At 63.9% G+C, this 18,241-nt stretch carries 17 protein-coding genes and 1 tRNA gene; 10 read left to right on the top strand and 8 right to left on the bottom strand.

What is annotated here, in order from left to right; genetic code table 11:
* Positions 1-213: 213 nt before the first annotated feature.
* The gene (locus tag AC1DW2_RS34285; protein WP_085404732.1) at positions 214-735 is read left to right on the top strand and encodes a P-loop NTPase family protein; all 522 of its coding nucleotides are present in this window, start codon (positions 214-216) and stop codon (positions 733-735) included.
* Positions 736-763: 28 nt separating this feature from the next.
* Here AC1DW2_RS34285 and AC1DW2_RS34280 read toward each other — a convergent pair whose 3' ends face one another.
* The 3 genes from AC1DW2_RS34280 to glmS form a co-directional block, all read right to left on the bottom strand.
* Positions 764-1,621: an NAD(P)-dependent oxidoreductase gene (locus tag AC1DW2_RS34280; RefSeq protein WP_477008195.1), complete on the bottom strand. Its 858-nt coding sequence runs from the start codon at positions 1,619-1,621 to the stop codon at positions 764-766.
* Between the two features lie 105 nt (positions 1,622-1,726).
* Positions 1,727-2,497 carry a DUF502 domain-containing protein gene (locus AC1DW2_RS34275; RefSeq protein WP_014495163.1) on the bottom strand — a complete coding sequence of 257 codons (771 nt, stop codon included), beginning with the start codon at positions 2,495-2,497 and terminating at the stop codon, positions 1,727-1,729.
* A gap of 89 nt (positions 2,498-2,586) precedes the next feature.
* Positions 2,587-4,413: a glutamine--fructose-6-phosphate transaminase (isomerizing) gene (glmS, locus tag AC1DW2_RS34270; RefSeq protein ID WP_477008194.1), complete on the bottom strand. Its 1,827-nt coding sequence runs from the start codon at positions 4,411-4,413 to the stop codon at positions 2,587-2,589.
* Positions 4,414-4,633: 220 nt separating this feature from the next.
* Between glmS and AC1DW2_RS34265 the strand changes: the two genes are divergently transcribed.
* Complete coding sequence (locus AC1DW2_RS34265) at positions 4,634-4,852, top strand: hypothetical protein (RefSeq protein WP_071913760.1); 219 nt, start codon at positions 4,634-4,636, stop codon at positions 4,850-4,852.
* 8 nt (positions 4,853-4,860) lie between these two features.
* Here the strand turns inward: AC1DW2_RS34265 and AC1DW2_RS34260 are convergent, their stop codons facing one another.
* A complete protein-coding gene (locus AC1DW2_RS34260) occupies positions 4,861-5,031 on the bottom strand; it encodes a hypothetical protein (RefSeq protein ID WP_259257485.1) in 171 nt (56 codons plus the stop codon).
* A gap of 27 nt (positions 5,032-5,058) precedes the next feature.
* A complete protein-coding gene (gene glmU / locus AC1DW2_RS34255; RefSeq protein ID WP_477008216.1) occupies positions 5,059-6,426 on the bottom strand; it encodes a bifunctional UDP-N-acetylglucosamine diphosphorylase/glucosamine-1-phosphate N-acetyltransferase GlmU in 1,368 nt (455 codons plus the stop codon).
* Between the two features lie 171 nt (positions 6,427-6,597).
* Between glmU and AC1DW2_RS34250 the strand changes: the two genes are divergently transcribed.
* Entirely contained in the window at positions 6,598-7,968 is a 1,371-nt protein-coding gene (locus AC1DW2_RS34250) for a hypothetical protein (RefSeq protein WP_477008193.1), read from the top strand.
* Between the two features lie 146 nt (positions 7,969-8,114).
* Positions 8,115-8,495, top strand: coding sequence for a hypothetical protein (locus AC1DW2_RS34245; protein WP_028147889.1), 381 nt, complete (start codon positions 8,115-8,117; stop codon positions 8,493-8,495).
* Here AC1DW2_RS34245 and AC1DW2_RS34240 read toward each other — a convergent pair.
* Complete coding sequence (locus AC1DW2_RS34240; RefSeq protein ID WP_477008192.1) at positions 8,455-10,119, bottom strand: glycoside hydrolase family 17 protein; 1,665 nt, start codon at positions 10,117-10,119, stop codon at positions 8,455-8,457. The two genes, AC1DW2_RS34245 and AC1DW2_RS34240, sit on opposite strands and share 41 nt — an antisense overlap.
* Positions 10,120-10,341: 222 nt before the next feature.
* On the opposite strand from AC1DW2_RS34240, the gene AC1DW2_RS34235 reads away from it, so the two are divergent.
* From AC1DW2_RS34235 to AC1DW2_RS34220, 4 genes are all read left to right on the top strand, one after another.
* The gene (locus AC1DW2_RS34235) at positions 10,342-10,938 is read left to right on the top strand and encodes a hypothetical protein (RefSeq protein WP_063983204.1); all 597 of its coding nucleotides are present in this window, start codon (positions 10,342-10,344) and stop codon (positions 10,936-10,938) included.
* Positions 10,939-11,152: 214 nt separating this feature from the next.
* Entirely contained in the window at positions 11,153-13,822 is a 2,670-nt protein-coding gene (locus tag AC1DW2_RS34230) for a glycosyltransferase (RefSeq protein WP_477008191.1), read from the top strand.
* Between the two features lie 327 nt (positions 13,823-14,149).
* Positions 14,150-14,225, top strand: a tRNA-Lys gene (locus AC1DW2_RS34225).
* 84 nt (positions 14,226-14,309) lie between these two features.
* The gene (locus tag AC1DW2_RS34220; protein ID WP_477008190.1) at positions 14,310-14,525 is read left to right on the top strand and encodes a hypothetical protein; all 216 of its coding nucleotides are present in this window, start codon (positions 14,310-14,312) and stop codon (positions 14,523-14,525) included.
* Between the two features lie 882 nt (positions 14,526-15,407).
* Here AC1DW2_RS34220 and AC1DW2_RS34215 read toward each other — a convergent pair.
* Positions 15,408-15,617 (bottom strand): hypothetical protein, encoded by a 210-nt coding sequence (locus AC1DW2_RS34215; protein WP_477008189.1) that lies wholly within the window; start codon positions 15,615-15,617, stop codon positions 15,408-15,410.
* Positions 15,618-16,106: 489 nt separating this feature from the next.
* On the opposite strand from AC1DW2_RS34215, the gene AC1DW2_RS34210 reads away from it, so the two are divergent.
* Positions 16,107-16,379, top strand: coding sequence for a hypothetical protein (locus AC1DW2_RS34210; protein ID WP_063982644.1), 273 nt, complete (start codon positions 16,107-16,109; stop codon positions 16,377-16,379).
* 283 nt (positions 16,380-16,662) lie between these two features.
* Positions 16,663-16,923, top strand: a complete 261-nt coding sequence (locus AC1DW2_RS34205; RefSeq protein ID WP_477008188.1) for a DUF3551 domain-containing protein — start codon at positions 16,663-16,665, stop codon at positions 16,921-16,923.
* Between the two features lie 263 nt (positions 16,924-17,186).
* Here the strand turns inward: AC1DW2_RS34205 and AC1DW2_RS34200 are convergent, their stop codons facing one another.
* Positions 17,187-17,864, bottom strand: a complete 678-nt coding sequence (locus AC1DW2_RS34200; protein WP_477008187.1) for an Arm DNA-binding domain-containing protein — start codon at positions 17,862-17,864, stop codon at positions 17,187-17,189.
* Between the last annotated feature and the right edge of the window lie 377 nt (positions 17,865-18,241).

The following is an 18,241-nucleotide window of genomic DNA, read 5'->3' as shown; positions in this document are numbered from 1 at the left end:
AACTCCGATTGCATCCATCTGTCTCCGCAGAAACAATAGCAGACGGGGCGTGCGGCGTCTCCTCCCCGTCATTGCGAGCGCAGCAAAGCAATCCAGAATCTTCCCACGGAGACAGGCTGGATTGCTTCGCTGCTCTCGCAATGACGAAGTGGATAGAGCCGCTTCAGAAGACTCACCCTTTCGCCGCGGTCGACTTTATGAAACCTTGCGCTCATGCGCAGGGTCATCGTCGTCGGTTCTCAGGGAAGCGGAAAGACGAGCCTCTCCCGAAGTCTCGGGCGGAAGCTTGGACTGCCCGTGGTGCATCTCGACGTGCTCTACTGGCGGCCGGGATGGAAGCCATCCGACAAGGCCAGCTTCCGTCTACGCGTCGCGGAGGAGATCGCGGGCGACGCATGGGTCATCGACGGCAGCTTCTCGGGGCTCGCCTTCGATCTCACGCTTGCGCGTGCCGACACCCTGGTCGTCATCGACCGCCCACGCTGGCTCTGCCAGTGGCGCATTCTCTGGCGCTCCGCGTTCGATCGCGACACGACGCGACCCGATCTGCCCGAGGGATGTCCGGAACAGTTCGACTGGAAACTGATGAAGGAGGCGTGGCGCTACGACACCGAGCGCGTGCCCGTCATCGAGGCCGAGCGCCTTCAATATGGCCCCGATGTCCCGGTCGTGCGCCTGAGACGCGACCGGGACATCCAGGGTTTTCTGGAGTCGGTTTCAGTGCACGGCGAGTGATCCATCGCCGTGACTTCAGACTGGACGGTCAGGCCTTCTTCTGCGCGACACGCGCTGCGAAGGCCTTCAGCAGTGCCGCATCCACCGCTTCGCCATTCGCGTCCGCGGCGAGGTGCTCGAACCAGCGTGCAAAGCCTTCGTAGATCTGGCTCGCCGGATGGTCGGGCCCGAGGAAACCCGAGATCTCCCGCATCTCCGCGACCCAGCGATAGGCCTTCGGGATCATGTCCGGCAGCGCGACTTCGAGCCGGGCCAGGACCGCGGGCTGGCTCAGCGCGAGCTCGTCGCGCAGCGCATCGGCCGCGCCCGCTTTCGTGGCCGCGACCACCATGGCCGAGCCGATGCCGGCCAGGCCCTTGACGATACCTGCATAGGACATCTTCAGCGCGGAGGCCGCACCGACGGGGCCCTCGACAATCCGCACGTCGAGCCCGAGATCCTTCAGCACCGCGAGATCCCCAGCGTACTCGCCGGACAGGTAGAAAGCCGGGCTCTTGCCGCCGGGCTGCGGCAGGAAGCCGATGATGCCGCCATCGACGAACGGCGCCTGTGCCGAGCCGATGATCTCCTCGATTCTTTGAACGGTATCGACATTGACCGCGTTGCAGTCGACGACGATCGGCTTCTTCTCGCGCCGGACGATCAGCGCGGCCAGCCGCTCAGCCAGCGCTACCGCTTCGCCCGGCGGCACAATCGAAAGGATGATGTCGGCCTCCGCGATCGCGTCGTCCTCGGCGCCGATCATGCCCGCATCGGCGGCGCGCTTTTGCGTCGCCTCGCTGCGCCCCTTCAACGACGTCAGCACGCGCGCACCGTTTTCGCCGAGGCGGCGGGCCACGGCGCTGCCCATGGCGCCGGGCGCGAGAATCGCAATGGTCTTCGTCATCATGCACTCCAGGTCGAATTCCGAGCGAGGCGCTCAATTCAACCGGAAGACTAGCAGAGGACGAAAGTGCTTGCGTGAATGCGGCCATCCGAAACGGGAATGGCCCTACTCCACCTTCGCGGGCTGGGGCTGGAGCGCGGACGCGTTGGCAATGCGCGCGGCGTTCGCCATGCCCGCGAGCGCGGCGGCCTTTTTCGGGTCGGGCGCCGAGCCCGGCTGCACCACGCCGGCCGACATGATCAGGGTCGCGGCATCTTCGGTGCTCATGTCGACTTCGACGATCTTGCTCTTGGGCACGTAGAAGAAGAAGCCCGTGGTCGGGTTCGGCGAGCACGGCAGGAACACGGAGACGTGCTCCTCCTGCCCCGGCAGGCTGCGCGCGACCTCTTCATTCGGCGACTGCGAGATCAGCACGATCGACCACATTCCCGGCGACGGAAACTCGACCAGGCCGACCTTCCGGAAGCTCGAACCCTTCCCCGAGAACAGCGTCTCGAACACCTGCTTCAGGCCGCGGTAGATGGCGCGCACCGCCGGGATGCGGCCGAGGAAGGTCTCGCCGATATCGACCAGCGTCCGGCCGATCAGATTGGCCGCGAGGAAGCCGACCAGCGTCAGCGTGAAGAATGCGACAATCAGTCCCCAACCTGGAATGACATACGGCAGATAGGTTTCGGGCCGATAGGCCAACGGCACGAACGGCCGCACCACGCCGTCAACCCAGGTGACGAACCACCAGACCAGATACAGCGTGATGGCAATTGGCCCCGTCACGACGAGGCCGGTGAGGAAATAATTGCGGAAGCGGCCCATAAGGCCGGTATGCGGTTCCGGGATGGGATCAAGCGGCGCAGGCGCGTCGTCGCGGGGGGTCATTCGGGTTCCAGGTCGGTCGCTGCACTCAAGCTAGGGTCTTCTAGCAGGTTTTGGAAGACTACCTAGCGTTCCGGCCTGATCCCTTCTGCCTATTCCACGGTCACCGATTTCGCGAGGTTGCGCGGCTGGTCGACGTCGGTGCCCATGATGACCGCCGTATGATAGGCGAGCAGCTGCACGGGGACGGCATAGACCATCGGCGTGAACGCGGCCGCCATATCGGGCATGACGATGGTGACGAGGGACTCGACGGTCGCCTCCTCCGCGCCCTKGGCGTCCGTCATCAGGATGATCCTGCCGCCGCGGGCGGCAACCTCCTGCATGTTGGAGACGGTCTTTTCGAACACGCGGTCATAGGGGGCGATGACGACGACCGGCATGGTCTCGTCGATCAGCGCGATCGGCCCATGCTTCAGCTCGCCGGCGGCATAGCCCTCGGCATGGATATAGGAGATCTCCTTCAGCTTCAGCGCGCCTTCGAGCGCGAGCGGGAAGCTGGTGCCGCGGCCGAGATAGAGCACGTCGCGCGATTTGGCGATCTCACGCGCGAGCTTCTCGATCTGGAGCTCGGTGGTGAGCGCGTCCGACATCAGGCGCGGGATCTCGACGAGGCCATGAACGAGCTTGGTCTCGTCCTCGTCGGACAATTCGCCGCGGGCCTTGCCGGCCGCGATCGCAAGATTTGCCAGCACCATGAGCTGGCAGGTGAAGGCCTTGGTCGAGGCGACGCCGATCTCGGGGCCGGCGAGCGTCTGCAGCACGGTCTCGCTCTCGCGCGCGATCGTCGAGGTCGGCACGTTGACGACGGCCACCGTGTGCACGCCCTCAGCCTTGGCGTAGCGCAGCGCGGCCAGCGTGTCGGCGGTCTCGCCCGACTGCGAGATGAAGATGGCGAGATCGCCCTTGCGCAACGGCGCCTCGCGGTAGCGGAATTCGGAGGCGACATCGACCTCGACCGGCACGCGCGCAAAGCGCTCGAACCAGTATTTCGCGACGAAGCCGGCATAGCTCGCGGTGCCGCAGGCGGTGATGTTGATGCGCTGGATGCTCTTGAAGTCGAACGGCAGCTTGACCGGCAGCGAGACGCGCTCGGTCGCCATGTCGACATAGCGCGCTAGTGTGTGGCCGACCACTTCCGGCTGCTCGTGGATTTCCTTCGCCATGAAGTGGCGGTAATTGGCCTTATCGACCAGCGAGGTCGAGGCGGCGTGCTTGATCTTCTCGCGCTGGACGGCATGGCCGTCCTTGTCGAAGACCGTGGCGCCCTTGCGCGTCAGCACGACCCAGTCGCCGTCTTCGAGATAGCTGATCGTGTCGGTGAAGGGGCCGAGCGCGATGGCGTCGGAGCCGAGATACATCTCGCCGTCGCCATATCCGATCGCGAGCGGCGGGCCATTGCGGGCGCCGATCATGAGATCGTCGTCACCGGCGAAGATGAAGCCGAGCGMGAAGGCGCCGCGCAGCCGCGCCAGCGTCAGCTTCACCGCTTCCACGGGCTTGTTGCCGCGCGTGAGCAGATCGTCCACGAGATGCAGCACGATCTCGGTGTCGGTCTCGGTGTGGAACACCGTGCCCTTTTTCTCGAGCTCCTCGCGCAGCTCGCGGAAATTCTCGATGATGCCGTTGTGGACCACGGCAACGCGTTCGGTCGCGTGCGGATGGGCATTGTTGACGGTCGGCTTGCCGTGGGTGGCCCAGCGGGTGTGGCCGATGCCGGTCGTGCCTTTGAGCGGCTCGGCCTCGAGACGCTTCTCCAGGTTCTTCAGCTTGCCCTCGGCGCGGCGGCGCGCGAGATGCTTGCCTTCGAGCGTGGCGACGCCCGCGGAGTCGTAGCCGCGATATTCAAGACGTTTGAGCGAATCCACCAATTGCTCTGCAACCGGCGTGCGCCCGAGAATGCCGACAATCCCGCACATGCGGATCAATATCCCCCAAATCGTCGAAAAATCGCCTAAACGATCCGCTCGGTCTTTAGCGAAGTTCCTAAGGAACCAGATACTCAATAATTATTGCTGATTGAGACAGCACCGTTTCGCATCCGGCTTCGACTGCGTCGAATTGGCCGGCCTTAAACCGCGCGCATTAACTCCTTGTCAACAAGTTTGGCCAACGATTCCGGGACAGGAGAATAAGGCCATGAAAGGCTCATCCGACCGCAAAGGTCTGTCATCGACGTTCCTGCGCGCCAGTGAAACCACGGGCACGCATCTAGCGCATTGGCCCCCGCCCCAGCGCGGCAAGGAAAGCAAACCCGTCTTCGTCAAGCACGCTGCCGGTGAGCCGGCCAAGCGCGCCAAGCCGCGCGGCTGGCGCCTGACGCGCGCGATCTTCTCGGAATTCTCCGACGACGAGTAGCGGAAGCCTCACCACCCCAGCACCGCAGCATACACGAGGAAAACGACTAGCGCCCAGAACGCCAGCCCGATGACGAGGGCCAAAATCTCGGGCGGATCGTACTCGTTCATCTCCCGTAGCAGCAGTCGCCCCATGCCCGTGACGAATGTGTCGATCAAAAAACTGAAGAGATCGCGCACAAAGCGAGACGACACCGCAGTTGGCGCTCAGTTCTCCGGCTTCTTTTCCGGCTTCTTGCCGCCGGTCTTCATCTCGCGATAGCGCGCAGCGCCGCCTTCCCGGATCGTCTGCTGATTGCGCTCCAGCGCCATGGCGTCGTCGGGCACGTCGCGGGTGATCACCGAGCCGCAGCCGATATAGGCGCCGTTGCCGATCTTCACGGGCGCGACGAGAGAGGAGTTGGTGCCCACGAAGGCACCCTGCCCGATGATCGTCTTGTGCTTCTTGAAGCCGTCGTAGTTGCAGGTGATGGTGCCGGCGCCGATGTTGGAATTGGCGCCGATGGTGGCGTCGCCGATGTAGGAGAGATGGTTGACCTTGACGCCGGCCTCCAGCGTCGCGGCCTTGGTCTCGACGAAATTGCCGATGCGCGCGCCGTCGCCGAGCGAGGTGCCGGGTCGCAGCCGCGCATAGGGGCCGATCGAGACGTTCTTGCCGAGCGTGGTCTGCACGATGTGCGAGAAGGAATGGATCACCGTGCCGTCGGCGATCGACACGCCCGGACCGATCACAACGAACGGCTCGATGGTGACGTCATTGCCGAACACGGTGTCGGCGGACAGATAAACGGTCTCGGGCGCGATCAGCGTGACGCCTGCTTCCATCGCCGCTTTGCGCAAGCGCGCCTGCATCACGCCTTCGGCCTCCGCGAGCTGCGCCTTGGTGTTGATGCCGCGCACCTCGTCCTCGCTGGTCTCGATCACGACGGCCTCCCATCCCTGTTCACGAACGACGCCGACCGCGTCGGTCAGATAATACTCGCCCTTCGAATTCGCATTGCCGATCTTGTCGAGGATCGCGAGCGCACGGCGCCCGTCGATCGCCATCAGGCCGGCATTGCACAGATCGATCTTGCGCTCGTCCGCGCTGGCATCGGCATGCTCGCGGATCGCGACCAGACGGTCGCCCTCGACGATGAAGCGGCCATAGCCGGTGGGATCGGCGGCGCGAAAGCCGAGCGCGGCGATTGCTGCGCCCTTCGCAAGCGGCGCGCGCAGCCGCGCAAAGGTCTCGGCCGAGATCAGCGGCGTGTCGCCGAAGGCAATCAGCAGATCGTCCGCGCCCCGCGCAATCGCCTCGCGCGCCGCCAGCACMGCATGCGCGGTGCCGAGCCGTTCTGCCTGCACGAAGGTGAGCGCATCGGGACGGATGCGCTTCGCCTCGTCCGCGACCGCCTGATGGTCGGGGCCGATCACGACGGCGAGCGAGGTGCCGGTTCCCTTCGGTGTGGCGGCGAGCACGTGCGCGAGCAGGCTCTGGTGGGCGACCGGATGCAGCACTTTCGGCAGGTTCGATCGCATGCGCGTGCCTTCGCCGGCGGCGAGTACGATCGTGAGGCTGGAACGGGCGGTCATCGAAATCCTGTCAAACATGGCCGAATCAACGGGCGGCGGCAGGCCGATGCCGTCATGAGCTGTCGCCTTGCTACCCCCGCAAACGCCCGGAATTCAAGTGCGACGGGGTTTTCCTGTTAATGTTCCCTGATTGATTCGGGGAAGCTGTTCGGGGCTGGGCACTTAACGTTCATGGCAAAGGATTCCGACCCACTGGCGGACGCCTTCGGGACCAAGGAGACCGGCGGGCTGTTCTCCGGACTTCTGGCCGAGGAAAGCGCGGTCGACCGCAGCATGATGTGGCGGCTGGGCGCGTGGGGCGTGGTTGCCGTCGGCGCCGTCGTGATGGCCGTGATGGCCAATCAGGCCCAGCTCGGCTGGCGCCGTGACCAGGTTGCGTCGGCCGATCTGTCGCGCCAGGCCGACCGGCTCCAGATGCTGACCAAGGAGAGCCAGAACGAGGCCCGCCGCCTCGCCTCCGCCATCGAGACGCTGAACACCGATCGTGACCGGCTCTATTCGCGCGTCACCGTGCTCGAGCAAGGGATGGATTCCGTCACCGGCGCCATCGTCAAGCAGAGCGCGAAGCCGCAGGACGCGCCGGCGCCTGACACCCAGCCCGCGGCGCCGACCGTCGCGCCGGTCGCCTCGACGCCGGCTCCCCCAAGTGACAAGCCGCGCGCGGCAGCCGGGAAGGACCAGGCGAAGGAGCCGACAAAAGACGCTGTGAAGGAGGCCGCAAAGGATCAGTTGATCCCGCCGCCGCAGAACGCCGCCATGGCCTCGCTGGTGTCGCAGTCGCCGCTGACAACGTCGGCACCGCCCATGCTTCCACTGGTGCCATCCAAGTCGATCATGGCGCCACCCGATCCCGCCGCATCGAAGCTGACGCAGCCCGAGACGACGGAGAAGGCCGCCGAGAAGAAGCCCGAACAGACGCCCGCCCCGACCGAGGTCGCCGCAGCGCCAGCCAAGCCGCCGGAGACGGCCGAGAGCGAGGCCCCTGCAATCGCGGTCCAGCAGACGCGCTTCGCCATCGACCTTGGCGGCGCCAACTCGCTCGACGGCCTGCGCGCGCTCTGGCGCGGCCTGACCAAGTCCAATCCGGAGATCGCGGCGCTGCGGCCGATCATCATGATCAAGGAAGGCAATGCCGGCCTCGGCATGCAGCTCCGCCTCGGCGCCGGCCCGCTGATCAATGCCGCCGCGGCCGCAAAGCTCTGCGCGGGCCTCGCCGAGAACGACCGCCATTGCGAGACCACCGTGTTCGACGGCCAGCGGCTCTCGATGCGCGGCGGAGCGGAGAAGGGACAAGAGAAGACTCAGGACCGGGTTCAGGAGAAGAACTCCGAGAAGAACCTGGACGCCGTCCCGCAAGCCGAGACCGCGCCGGCCCCCGCGCCTGCCGCCAAACCGGAGAAGCGCCGCCGCAGCTACTCCTCAAAGCGCTCGTCGAAGCGCGAGGAGCCCGCGCCTGCACCCGCGCCTCAGCCGCCGGCCGCACCGGCGAAGCCGGAGACGGCCTCGGCGGGATCGACGCTGTCGTCGTTCTTCAGGCGGTAGGAACGCGCACGAGTTAGATCACTGCGGCCTCTCATCAAATTGGGGCGTCAATGGCCGTCGAGCAATGACTCGTCGAACAGCGCAAGCGATCAGAAATATCCACCTCGCCTGTTGCCCCCTCCCGTCATCCCGACCATATTGCGCCCATGACAAAAAAGCCCTTCCGCCTCACGCCCTACCAGGTGCAGTTCCTGATCGTCGTCGGTTTCGTGTCCGTCGGCTATGCGATCTATCTGCGCTATCTCGGCATCGAGAACTCGACCGTCGGCCTCGCCTGTGACGCCGGCCTGCAGACGCTGATCTGCAAGGCGCGCACAGTCTCGACGGTGCTGTTCAAGAATTCGGTGTTCGGCATCGTCGCGCTGGTGGTTGCGACGCTGAACCTGATGCGGCCGTCGATCGTGCTGCTGACCGTCGGCATCGTCGCCGCCGGCCTCGGCATCGTGCTCTACAATGTCGTGCTGTCGGGCCTTGCGATCGGCCTGTTCATTCTTGGATTTGCTCGGCCCGCGCCCGCCACAGCGTGAACGCGAACAGCAAGTAGATCGCGCAGGTCCACAGCGACTGCCAGTTCTCGCGGCCCTCGTTGAACAGCACATAGGCGGCCGCCAGCGTGAGCAGGCCCGCGAATACCGATTCCGCCATCGGACGCTGGCCGATCTGCGGCCGGTTCAGCATCAGCACCGCGAACGGCACCACCGCCATCGTCAGCGAGGCGTAGGGGAAGTCGTGGTAGCGCGAGTCGAACACGAAGGCGAGCGCGGTCTGCGCCGCGATCACCGCGGTCACCGCCAGCGTCAGGCCGAGCACGGCGGTGAGCTTCGACCATTTGCGGCCCTCGCGCGGGCCGAGCAGATCGAGGAAGGTCGGAAGGCTGCGGCCGATCACCATCGCCTGCGCGCAGAAGATCGGCGACAGGATGCCGGCCAGAAGCAGCGCGCCCCAGTGCAGCCAGCCGCCGATGCCGTAACTCTCATAGTACATCTTGTCGGCGCCGATCCCGAGCAGGGTGCCCGCTGACGTCGCCGAGATCGCGACGCCGAGCCAGGCCGAGAAGCGCGGCGTCCACGGCCGCCTGCGCAGCGTGAGGCCGGCGACGGCGAACACCAGCACGCAGAGGCCCATGCCGGCGCCCATGTACCATTTCCAGTACGGGAAATTGCTGATCGGCTGGCCCGGCGGATATTTCAGGTTCCGGCGCACCGAGTCATACAGGCCCCAATAGCCGCCGACGGTGCCTTCCAGCTTGCGCTTCCAGGGCTGGTCATAGGACTCGATCAGATTGACGCGAAACTTGTTCGCTTTCGCCAGGCCCAGGATTTCCGAGACGACGCGCGCCTGGTTGGTGCGCGACGGCAGCGCGCCCTCGCGCATGCGCCCTTCGCTGGGCCAGCCGGTCTCGCCGATCAGGATCTCCTTGCCGGGGAACGCGACCGCCATGCGCTCGCGGATCGCCTCGACATGGCTCGCTGCGAACTTCGCCTTCACCKGAACATCCTCCCAATAAGGCAGGATGTGGATCGTGACGAAGTCGACGGCGTCATAGACCTCGCGATTCCTGAGCCAGAACTCCCAGACGTCGGCATAGGTGACGGGCACGCTGACCTGCGCCTTCACCGAGCGGATGATGGAGACGAGGTCCGCGGTCGTCATCTCGCCGCGCAGCAGCACCTCGTTGCCGACGATGACGCTGGTGATGATGCCGGGGAATTCCTTGGAAAGGCGGACGGCGAGCGCGGCCTGCTCAAAATTCTTGGCGCGGTTGCTGGAGAGCCAGATGCCCTGGAGCACCTTCAGCCCGCCGACCTTGGCGGCGATCGCCGGCACCTGGTCGAGCCCGTTCTCCATCGAATAGGTGCGGACGCAGTCGGTGATCTCCTTGAGCTGGCGCAAATCCTGCTCGATCTGGTCGGCCTCGATATGGGTCCACGCGTTCAGCGGCGACTGTTCCCCGCGGAACGGCGCATACGAGACGCATTGGACCTTGTCGGCCGGGTCGATCGGGGCGCGCGCGAGCGTGATTGGCGTGGCCAGCCACCACCACACGGCAGCAATCGCACCCAGTGAAACGAGCAGAAGCGCCAGTGGCGTACGAAGAGAAATCGGTTCCGTCCTCCGCGAGGTGCCGTCGATTACCTGCTCACGCGCCATCTGCCAAGGGGTGTGTCCGGGATGGATCCTTCCCTCCCCCGAGGAATTTACCTGCGGCCGTTCGACAGAGGCCTAGGATCGTGACTTTGCTGGACAAAATTTCAAATTCAGGTCATGGACTCGGCAGGACTTTGCCGCCGCATTGGGGACCCATTTGGACGCCATCACCGGCGAGTCCGCGAGGTCCTGGCGCGGGCGGTCAGCTGATATATTGGGGAATTCATGCGGCAACGGGTGTTCGAGTTACGAAATGCGGTCCTGCGGCAGTTCGCCGCCACCTTGGCCGTCTCCTCCCTGGTCGTGATGGTCGGTCTCGGTGGCGCCTCCGCCCAGAGCGGCACGCCCGCCCCGGACCAGGGCAAGGCAACCACCCAGCCCGCCGATGCCGCCGCCAAGGACGCCGCCCAGAACCAGCGCCGCACCGACGAGTTCGCCGAAGCAGCCCAGGTCATCAACGGCCCGGCCGGCAACCCCGAATGCGTCTGGCTCGGCCGGCGCGTGGTGCGGCTGATGTGGCGCGACGACCTCGATACCGCGTTCCGCCATCTCGACCTCTACGACCGCTTCGGCTGCCCCGGCGGCCACATCCAGGCCGCCTTCCGCTGCCTGACCCGCTTTGGCGGCCAGATCGATCCCAAGGTCGCCGAGACCCTGGACAGCCGCGTGCACGCCTGCTGGATCAACCCGGCATCCCAGCCGCAGCAGGCGTCAGCCAGCGCCTCCCAGCCGGCGGCGCCAGCCACGGGCAATTCGCAGGCCCCGCAGCCGGCCGCGAGCCCCGCGCCTGCGGCAAGCCCGACACCGGCGCCCTCGAAATAGCCGCGATCGTTTCAGCCGCCGTTCAGGAACGATCGGCGATAGAAGCGGTTGGCACTGCCGCACATTCCAAAACTGTCATGCCCTCATACGGTCATGAGGCCATGACAGTTGTGAAACCGCGCGGCAGAGGTATGCTCCATTTGCCGCGGACTCGGTCGGATCTCGGGGTCGGATCCGCTTCCCTGCCACCTCAGCCCCTTTTGGTTTAGCCGCGATGCGCGTTGTCGCCGCCGTTCTGTTGCTTGTGTCCGTGCTTCACGCCGGCATCTGGGGAGTCCTGCGCGACAAGGAACCCGCGCCCGACTTCAAGGGCCTGCTGCCCAGCGTCTCCTACGCCCCGTTCGAAGGCGCGGCGCACCCCGACATCGACAACATCCCCACCGTCGAGAAAATCCGCGCCGACCTGAAGACGCTGTCGACGATGACGCGCGCGATCCGTCTCTATTCGTCCACCGGCGGCGTCGAGCTGGTGCCGCCGATCGCGGCCGAGTTCGGCCTCAAGGTCACCGTCGGCGCCTGGATCGACAAGGACAAGGATCGCAACGAGCGCGAGATCAAGGCCGCCATCGAACTCGCCCGCAAGAACAGCAACGTCGTCGGCGTCGTGGTCGGCAACGAGGTGATCTACCGCGGCGAGCAGAAGGTCGAAGACCTCATCGACATGATCAAGAAGGTGAAGGGCTCGGTCCGCGTGCCCGTCACGACCGGCGAGATCTGGAACATCTGGCGCGACAATCCCGACCTTGCCTCCAACGTCGACTTCATCGCCGCCCACGTGCTGCCCTATTGGGAAAACTTCCGCTCGGACCAGGCCGTCGACCAGGCCGTCGATCGCTACAACCTGTTGCGCAATCTGTTCCCGGGCAAGCGCATCGTGATCGCCGAATTCGGCTGGCCGAGCCAGGGCTACAACCTTCGCAACGCCGACCCTGGTCCGTTCCAACAGGCGCTGACCCTGCGCAACTTCGTCAGCCGCGCCGAAGCCATCGGCATGGAATACAACATCGTCGAAGCCATCGATCAGCCCTGGAAATACTTCGAGGGCGGCGTCGGCCCGTACTGGGGCATCCTCAACGCCAGCCGCGAGCCGAAATTCGCCTGGACCGGCCCGGTCGAGAATCCCGACTACTGGAAGCTGATGGGAATTGCGCTGCTGGTCGGCATCCTCCTGTCGCTGCCGATCCTGCGGCTGGAACAGCCGACCGCCAGGCAGGCGTTCCTGCTATCGGCGACCGCCAACGGCGTCGGCGCCTGGGCCGCGACCGTGTTCGCGTTCTGGAATGACCACTATTTCATCTTCGGCTCGGCCTTCGCGCTCACGCTCGGCATGATCCTGCTTGTTCCCCTTGTCCTCATCGCGATGGCGCGCGTCGACGAGATCGCGGCGGTGGCCTTGGGCCGGCCGCCGGAGCGGCTGCTCTCCAAGAGCAAGCCGGTCGAGAACGTGCCTGAGAATTACTACCCGAAGGTCTCGATCCACATCCCCGCCTATTTCGAGCCGGTCGAGATGCTGAAGCAGACGCTCGATGCGCTGTCGCGGCTGAACTATCCGAACTACGAATGCGTCGTCATCATCAACAACACGCCCGATCCCGCGTTCTGGCAGCCGATCCAGGACCATTGCCGCACGCTCGGTGAACGCTTCAAGTTCATCAACGCGGAGAAGGTGCAGGGCTTCAAGGCCGGTGCGCTGCGCATTGCAATGGACCGCACCGCTGTCGATGCCGAGATCATCGGCATCCTCGATGCCGACTATGTCGTCGATCCCGACTGGCTGAAGGACCTCGTGCCTGCTTTCGCCGACCCGCGCGTCGGCCTCGTGCAGGCGCCGCAGGAGCATCGCGACGGCGACCTGTCGATTATGCACTACATCATGAACGGCGAATATGCCGGCTTCTTCGACATCGGCATGGTCCAGCGCAACGAGGCCAACGCCATCATCGTGCACGGCACGATGTGCCTGATCCGCCGCGCCGCGATGGACATGGCCGGCGGCTGGTCATCCGACACGATCTGCGAGGATAGCGATCTCGGCCTTGCGATCCAGGAGCTCGGCTGGACCACCCATTACACCAATCACCGCTACGGCCAGGGCCTGCTCCCGGACACCTACGAGGCCTTCAAGAAGCAGCGTCACCGCTGGGCCTATGGCGGCCTCCAGATCGTGAAGAAGCACTGGCGGCACTTCCTGCCCGGCCGCAGCCGGCTGACGCCCGACCAGAAGCGCGAATATGGCTTGGGCTGGCTGAACTGGCTCGGCGCCGAAAGCCTCGGCGTGGTGGTGGCGCTGCTCAACCTCATCTGGGTGCCGATCGTCGCCTTCGCCGACATCGCCATCCCCGACAAGATCCTGACCCTGCCGATCATCGGCGCCTTCATCGTCTCGCTCGCGCACTTCCTGTCGATGTACCGCGCGCGCGTCGCGATCAAACCCGGCCAGATGATGGGCGCGATGATCGCCGCGATGAGCGTGCAATGGACGGTGTCGCGCGCGGTGGCACAAGGTCTCATCACCGAGCACATCGCGTTCGCGCGCACCTCCAAGGGCGGCCTGTCCAGGATGTCGATCGAGTTCCAGGCGTTCTGGGAGGCCGTGATCGGCACCCTGCTGGTGATCGGCGCCGGCGTGCTGATCGCCTCCAACAGCTATCGCCAGATCACCGAGATCTACATCTTCGCGGGCGTACTGGTGCTGCAAAGCCTGCCGTTCCTGGCCGCGGTCGCGATCGCGATCCTCGAGCTCAGCCGCATCAACTCGTTCCAGTTCTGGCGCGACAGCGCGATCCGCACCGCCGAGCTGATCGGCCTGCGCCCCGTGGCCCTGCCGACCCCCGCCGGCACGCCGCAGCCGGTGCCGAGCGAGGTCCGGCGGGAAGCGAACTGACGAACGAACGGCCTCTCGGCGCGGGTGAAACCTCCGCGCCGGCAAGCCACCGGCGCTGTTCGGCGTGGATAGCGGGCCGCCAATCGAGTTGAAAATTCTGGCCTAAGCGGCGGAAAGCGCGAGCGAATCCCCGCCTCCGCCAAGAGTTTGGGCCGCCACTCGCACTATTGACCTCAGCGCCCCGTCCCCCTACACAGCGCGGGCCGAAAGCATGATCCGGAAACAGCCGGTTTTTCCCCGCGACGCCAGTTGAGGCAGCGGCAAGACATGCTTCTCGAATGTCCGAAGACGATGGCGATCGATCTTGAAAGCCATCAGCGGCCATGGGAGCGCGTAGCTCAGCCGGTAGAGCACGTGACTTTTAATCACGGGGTCCTGGGTTCGAGCCCCAGCGCGCTCACCAAGCCAAATCAAAGACTTAGCTGAAAAACTCGACTATTATTCCGGGAGCGAAGGCGATCCGGGTAGCAGTCGGGGTAACCAAAACGTGATTGAGAGAAAGCTCATTGCCTGGACGCTGACCGCCGTCAGCGCGATCTATTTCGTCCGCAATCTCGTCGAGGCAGACGGACCAACAAGCACACCCCTCGGCACATTCACGCTGGCCGGCTTTATCGGTGGGTGCGTTTGGCTCTGGGAGATTCGGAAGGAAGAGCAGCGCGAGTTGCGCAGAGTACGCGCCGAGCAAGAGCCGCCAGCGTGAAATCGATCGGGCGTTGCTTAGCCGATGCGCAGGAGCCCGCGCGCATTCGGAGTCCCTACGATTGGGTCACGTACTAGCGACCGCACGCGCCAGCGATGACACGCAGAATTTGAACTTTTCTCGGGGCCGAAACACTACATCTACGATCTGGAGGGCCCAGAGCCATGACTACGATCGATATCGCCGGCTGGGTTTTATTGGCAGCGGTGCTGGTGGCTACGCTGAGCACAAAGAAAAGGCCGTTGGGTTGAGCGCCTGCATTTGCCTAAGGCGTTACCAGGGCAGCTTTGCGATCGCGTAGGCAACAAACGCGAGAAGCGCAATCCAAGCGAACGACACGCACCAAGACCTAACCGCACGATACGGGCTAACGCCCCGCGTAGCACGGGTCACAGCGATAGAATCATCCATATACCAACCCCAAAGCACTGAAAATCGACAGCACGACAAAGCTGAACCGATAAATTCGTTCCGTCCAATCCATAAGCGTCCCCTGCTTATGCAACTTGTGTGACGTCCATATCGTGCTTGGTTGTTCGGGAAAAGGAAGCAACTTTGACCTTAAGCGCATTTTATGGCGGACCGTGGCCCGCTCGCACTCACGGCCCCTTGAGGCGGCTCAAAGCGACAGGATCAACCAAACGACTAGGCCAGCGTTCACGGTGCCTACGGTGACAATGCCTGCCTGAATAAGTCGCTCGGTCATTATGTCCCCCTCGCGATTGAGAGGGAACCTTGCGCTCAACCGGGACGAGCGTCTATGCAGATAGTGCCAAAACCGGGAAATCTCGGCAATATATGATGGCGTGTTTCGCACGCCCGCTAGCGCGAACCGGCGGGCCATTCAACTGCGGTGTGAGCGCGGGACGGAAGCCTCGCGCCTCAGCCGCCCTCGCGCAGTCCCCGCTCAATCACTTTCAAACGTTTTCGGAGAGCGCGATCTAGGGCGCTGGCTTCTCTTGGCGCAATTCTACCGGTGGTAATATCGGACAGCATCCTGCCCTGAAACGTCGCGATCTGGTCTAACGTCATCTGCTCGATTTGAGCAATCCGCGCCTCAACATCGGAATTTGCTTCCGCCCTGTTGCGCATGTGCTTGCTCCCCTGATGAGTCGCGATTTTGATTTTGGATCCCGGCGGCGCCGAAGCAAATGCCCGCAGCGCCGGAATTGTGGATAAGCTACCGCTTCAACCGGTGGACGCGCGCCGCCGGCCGCGGCCGTGTCTTTTCCTGTGCGGTTCGCCTTTCCACACCCACGATAGGCAGTAGCTCGCGCGCGTTCCGAAATACTAGGAATCGATAATTTGACTCCGCCTTGCGCCGCATTTCGATGGCGAGATGCGGCCTCAAAAGATCACCGTTGGCGAGATGCGCGAGATGGGTGTGCGCGGCGTCCTCATCTATTGCGCCGACTATCGTTGCAGCCACCACGTTGCTCTAAGCGCGGATCGATGGTCTGACGAGGTCCGGCTCTCGGATATTGAGTCGAAATTCGTCTGCCAGACGTGCGGCAGAAGAGGCGCCGATGTCCGACCACACTTCGATTGGAATAGGCAGACCGTGCCAGCTATGGGGTACCGATGAAACTTGCCACCGAACGATCCTTCGCCAACCCAGAAGTCGCGGCCCGCAAGCTGATAGAACTCGCGACGACTATTGAAGCTGTCCAGGACGGCCGCATCCACATCGAGAAGGTCAACGCGCCCTTCCTTTACACGCTAAAAGCCAGTGGCTCGGAGTTTGGGGCCGGCATCAAGTATGCGGTTGAATGCGGCTGGCTCGAGCTGCACGAGAGCGGGACCTATGTCCGGCTGATCGGCACCAGCGCAAAAGCGGCCCCAGCAAAAGACTAAGTTGCCGGGGCCGTTTGGAGGCTACCTTGGCGGTAATGGGGTCGCCAGGTGGTCATGAGCATAGGAAAAACCGGCAATCAGTTCTGTCCACTTGTGCCCAAAGCGGTATAGTTCCTCATCGGGAACGGAACCGATCGCAATGAAGTTTAGAAGGGACGGCCCGCCAGCGTGACCAGCGGGCTGGTAGCGATCGTCAGGCGCAGTCGCGACCTCCGCGGGGTACGATCGAAGTACTGGCTCGTGGAGCTTCGCGCGCGTTCTCAATGTCCGAAAGGAGATTCCAATGCGTACTCCGGCCTTGGCGATTTTGGCAATCGGGATGGAATCAACAGAGCCGGCGGCAGCTCAGACGTATAATCCGGCCTATCCGGTTTGCCTGCACGTTTACCGCGCGGGGGCCAACTATTACGATTGCAGCTACACATCGCTGCCTCAGTGCAATGCTTCGGCATCGGGCCGCGCCGCAGAGTGCGCCATAAATCCATACTTCGCGGGCGTGGAAAACCCCGCAGCTTATCGGCGGCACGGCCGCCGCGCCTACTAGGGCAGTTGCGAGAGACGCCCAGCCCGCCAGCGTGAACCGGCGGGCCTTAAAGCTTCACGGCCGCATTGTCCGCTCAATTTCGCCCGCCGCCCAGGTCGCAAGGATCATCGCGAACCGGAAGCGAGCACGAGCGACGTAGTACCGAACTACAGACAACATTTTTCCACCTGTTTGATCAGGCCGTCCGGGTCACTGATGCCGGAGTCATTTTCGTCCTCCTGTTCATCACGGCACGACCAGTTGCCACCACACGAGCCAAGGGTTCAGCTCGATGTCACCCTGCTCCTCCAGCTCTTCGCTGCCCGGTCCCGCGTCTTGGTGCGGGCCATTCCTTTCACGATCGGCGAATTGAACTCATCATCGCGCGAGGCGTACCAGTTGAGAGCTTTTCGCAGGTAGGCCAGCGTCCGGTCAGCCATCACCGGCCCGCTCTCGTCCTCGATATCGTCCAGCATGTCGACGATATGGGAGCGCTTGAGCTCGTAAACGCTGTAATCGCCGATGTCCGGCTTAACCAGCCGCGCGAAGGTATTTTCGTATTGATCGGCACTCCGCAGATTGGGCTTGGCGTACCGCTCTATGAATTGATCCAGGATATGGCCGACCGTCTTCTTGGTCTTGGCCTCCTTGCGTTTCCGTTCTGTGGCGGGATCAATACCCCGCTGCATCTTGACGGCGGCAGCACTCGCCCTCTGGCGGGCCTCTGTGACATTGAGGGCTGGCAAGTCGCCCTCCGCCTCCGTCTCCGGCTTGGCACCCTGCTCGAGCAATGTGCCGAGCGTCAGCTTCCGGCTCTTGCCGTCCGCCCGGTAGCGGTAGGCCCAGCTCTTGGCCCCTGTGGGCTGGATGACGAGGTACAGGCCGTTGCCGTCGTGGATCTCTATCCGCTTGTCGGGATCAGCCTTTTTCTTGTGGGCCGCCGCGTCCGTCAGCTTGGGCATCACATCCTCCGGGGTAGCCTTTGGGGTAGCTAGACCGGGGCGTTACGCTTTGTTACCCCGCGGAAGTAACAATGCATTCCAATCGCTGATTTTCCAAGGAAAATAAGGGTATCCGGCCCCTATCCCGTGATGATTTGGAATGCTGCGAGATACCCATTTCCTGACTTTTAATCTCGGGGTCCTGGGTTCGAGCCCCAGCGCGCTCACCAAGCCGAAACACTAATTTAAGCGAAATCACCAGCCGACCGAAAAAGCCGTGTGTGGGCACTGTGTTGGCAAATTGATTGCCGATCTGAGCGTCGGATGGCAGCGCGGCAATTGCTCGCGATCGCCATGAGGCCGGCGCGCTCAAGCGGCAGCACGCCCTCTCCGTCCGC

Source organism: Bradyrhizobium sp. P3_C3, from assembly GCF_056402655.1.
This window is presented reverse-complemented; position numbering and strand designations above follow the sequence as displayed.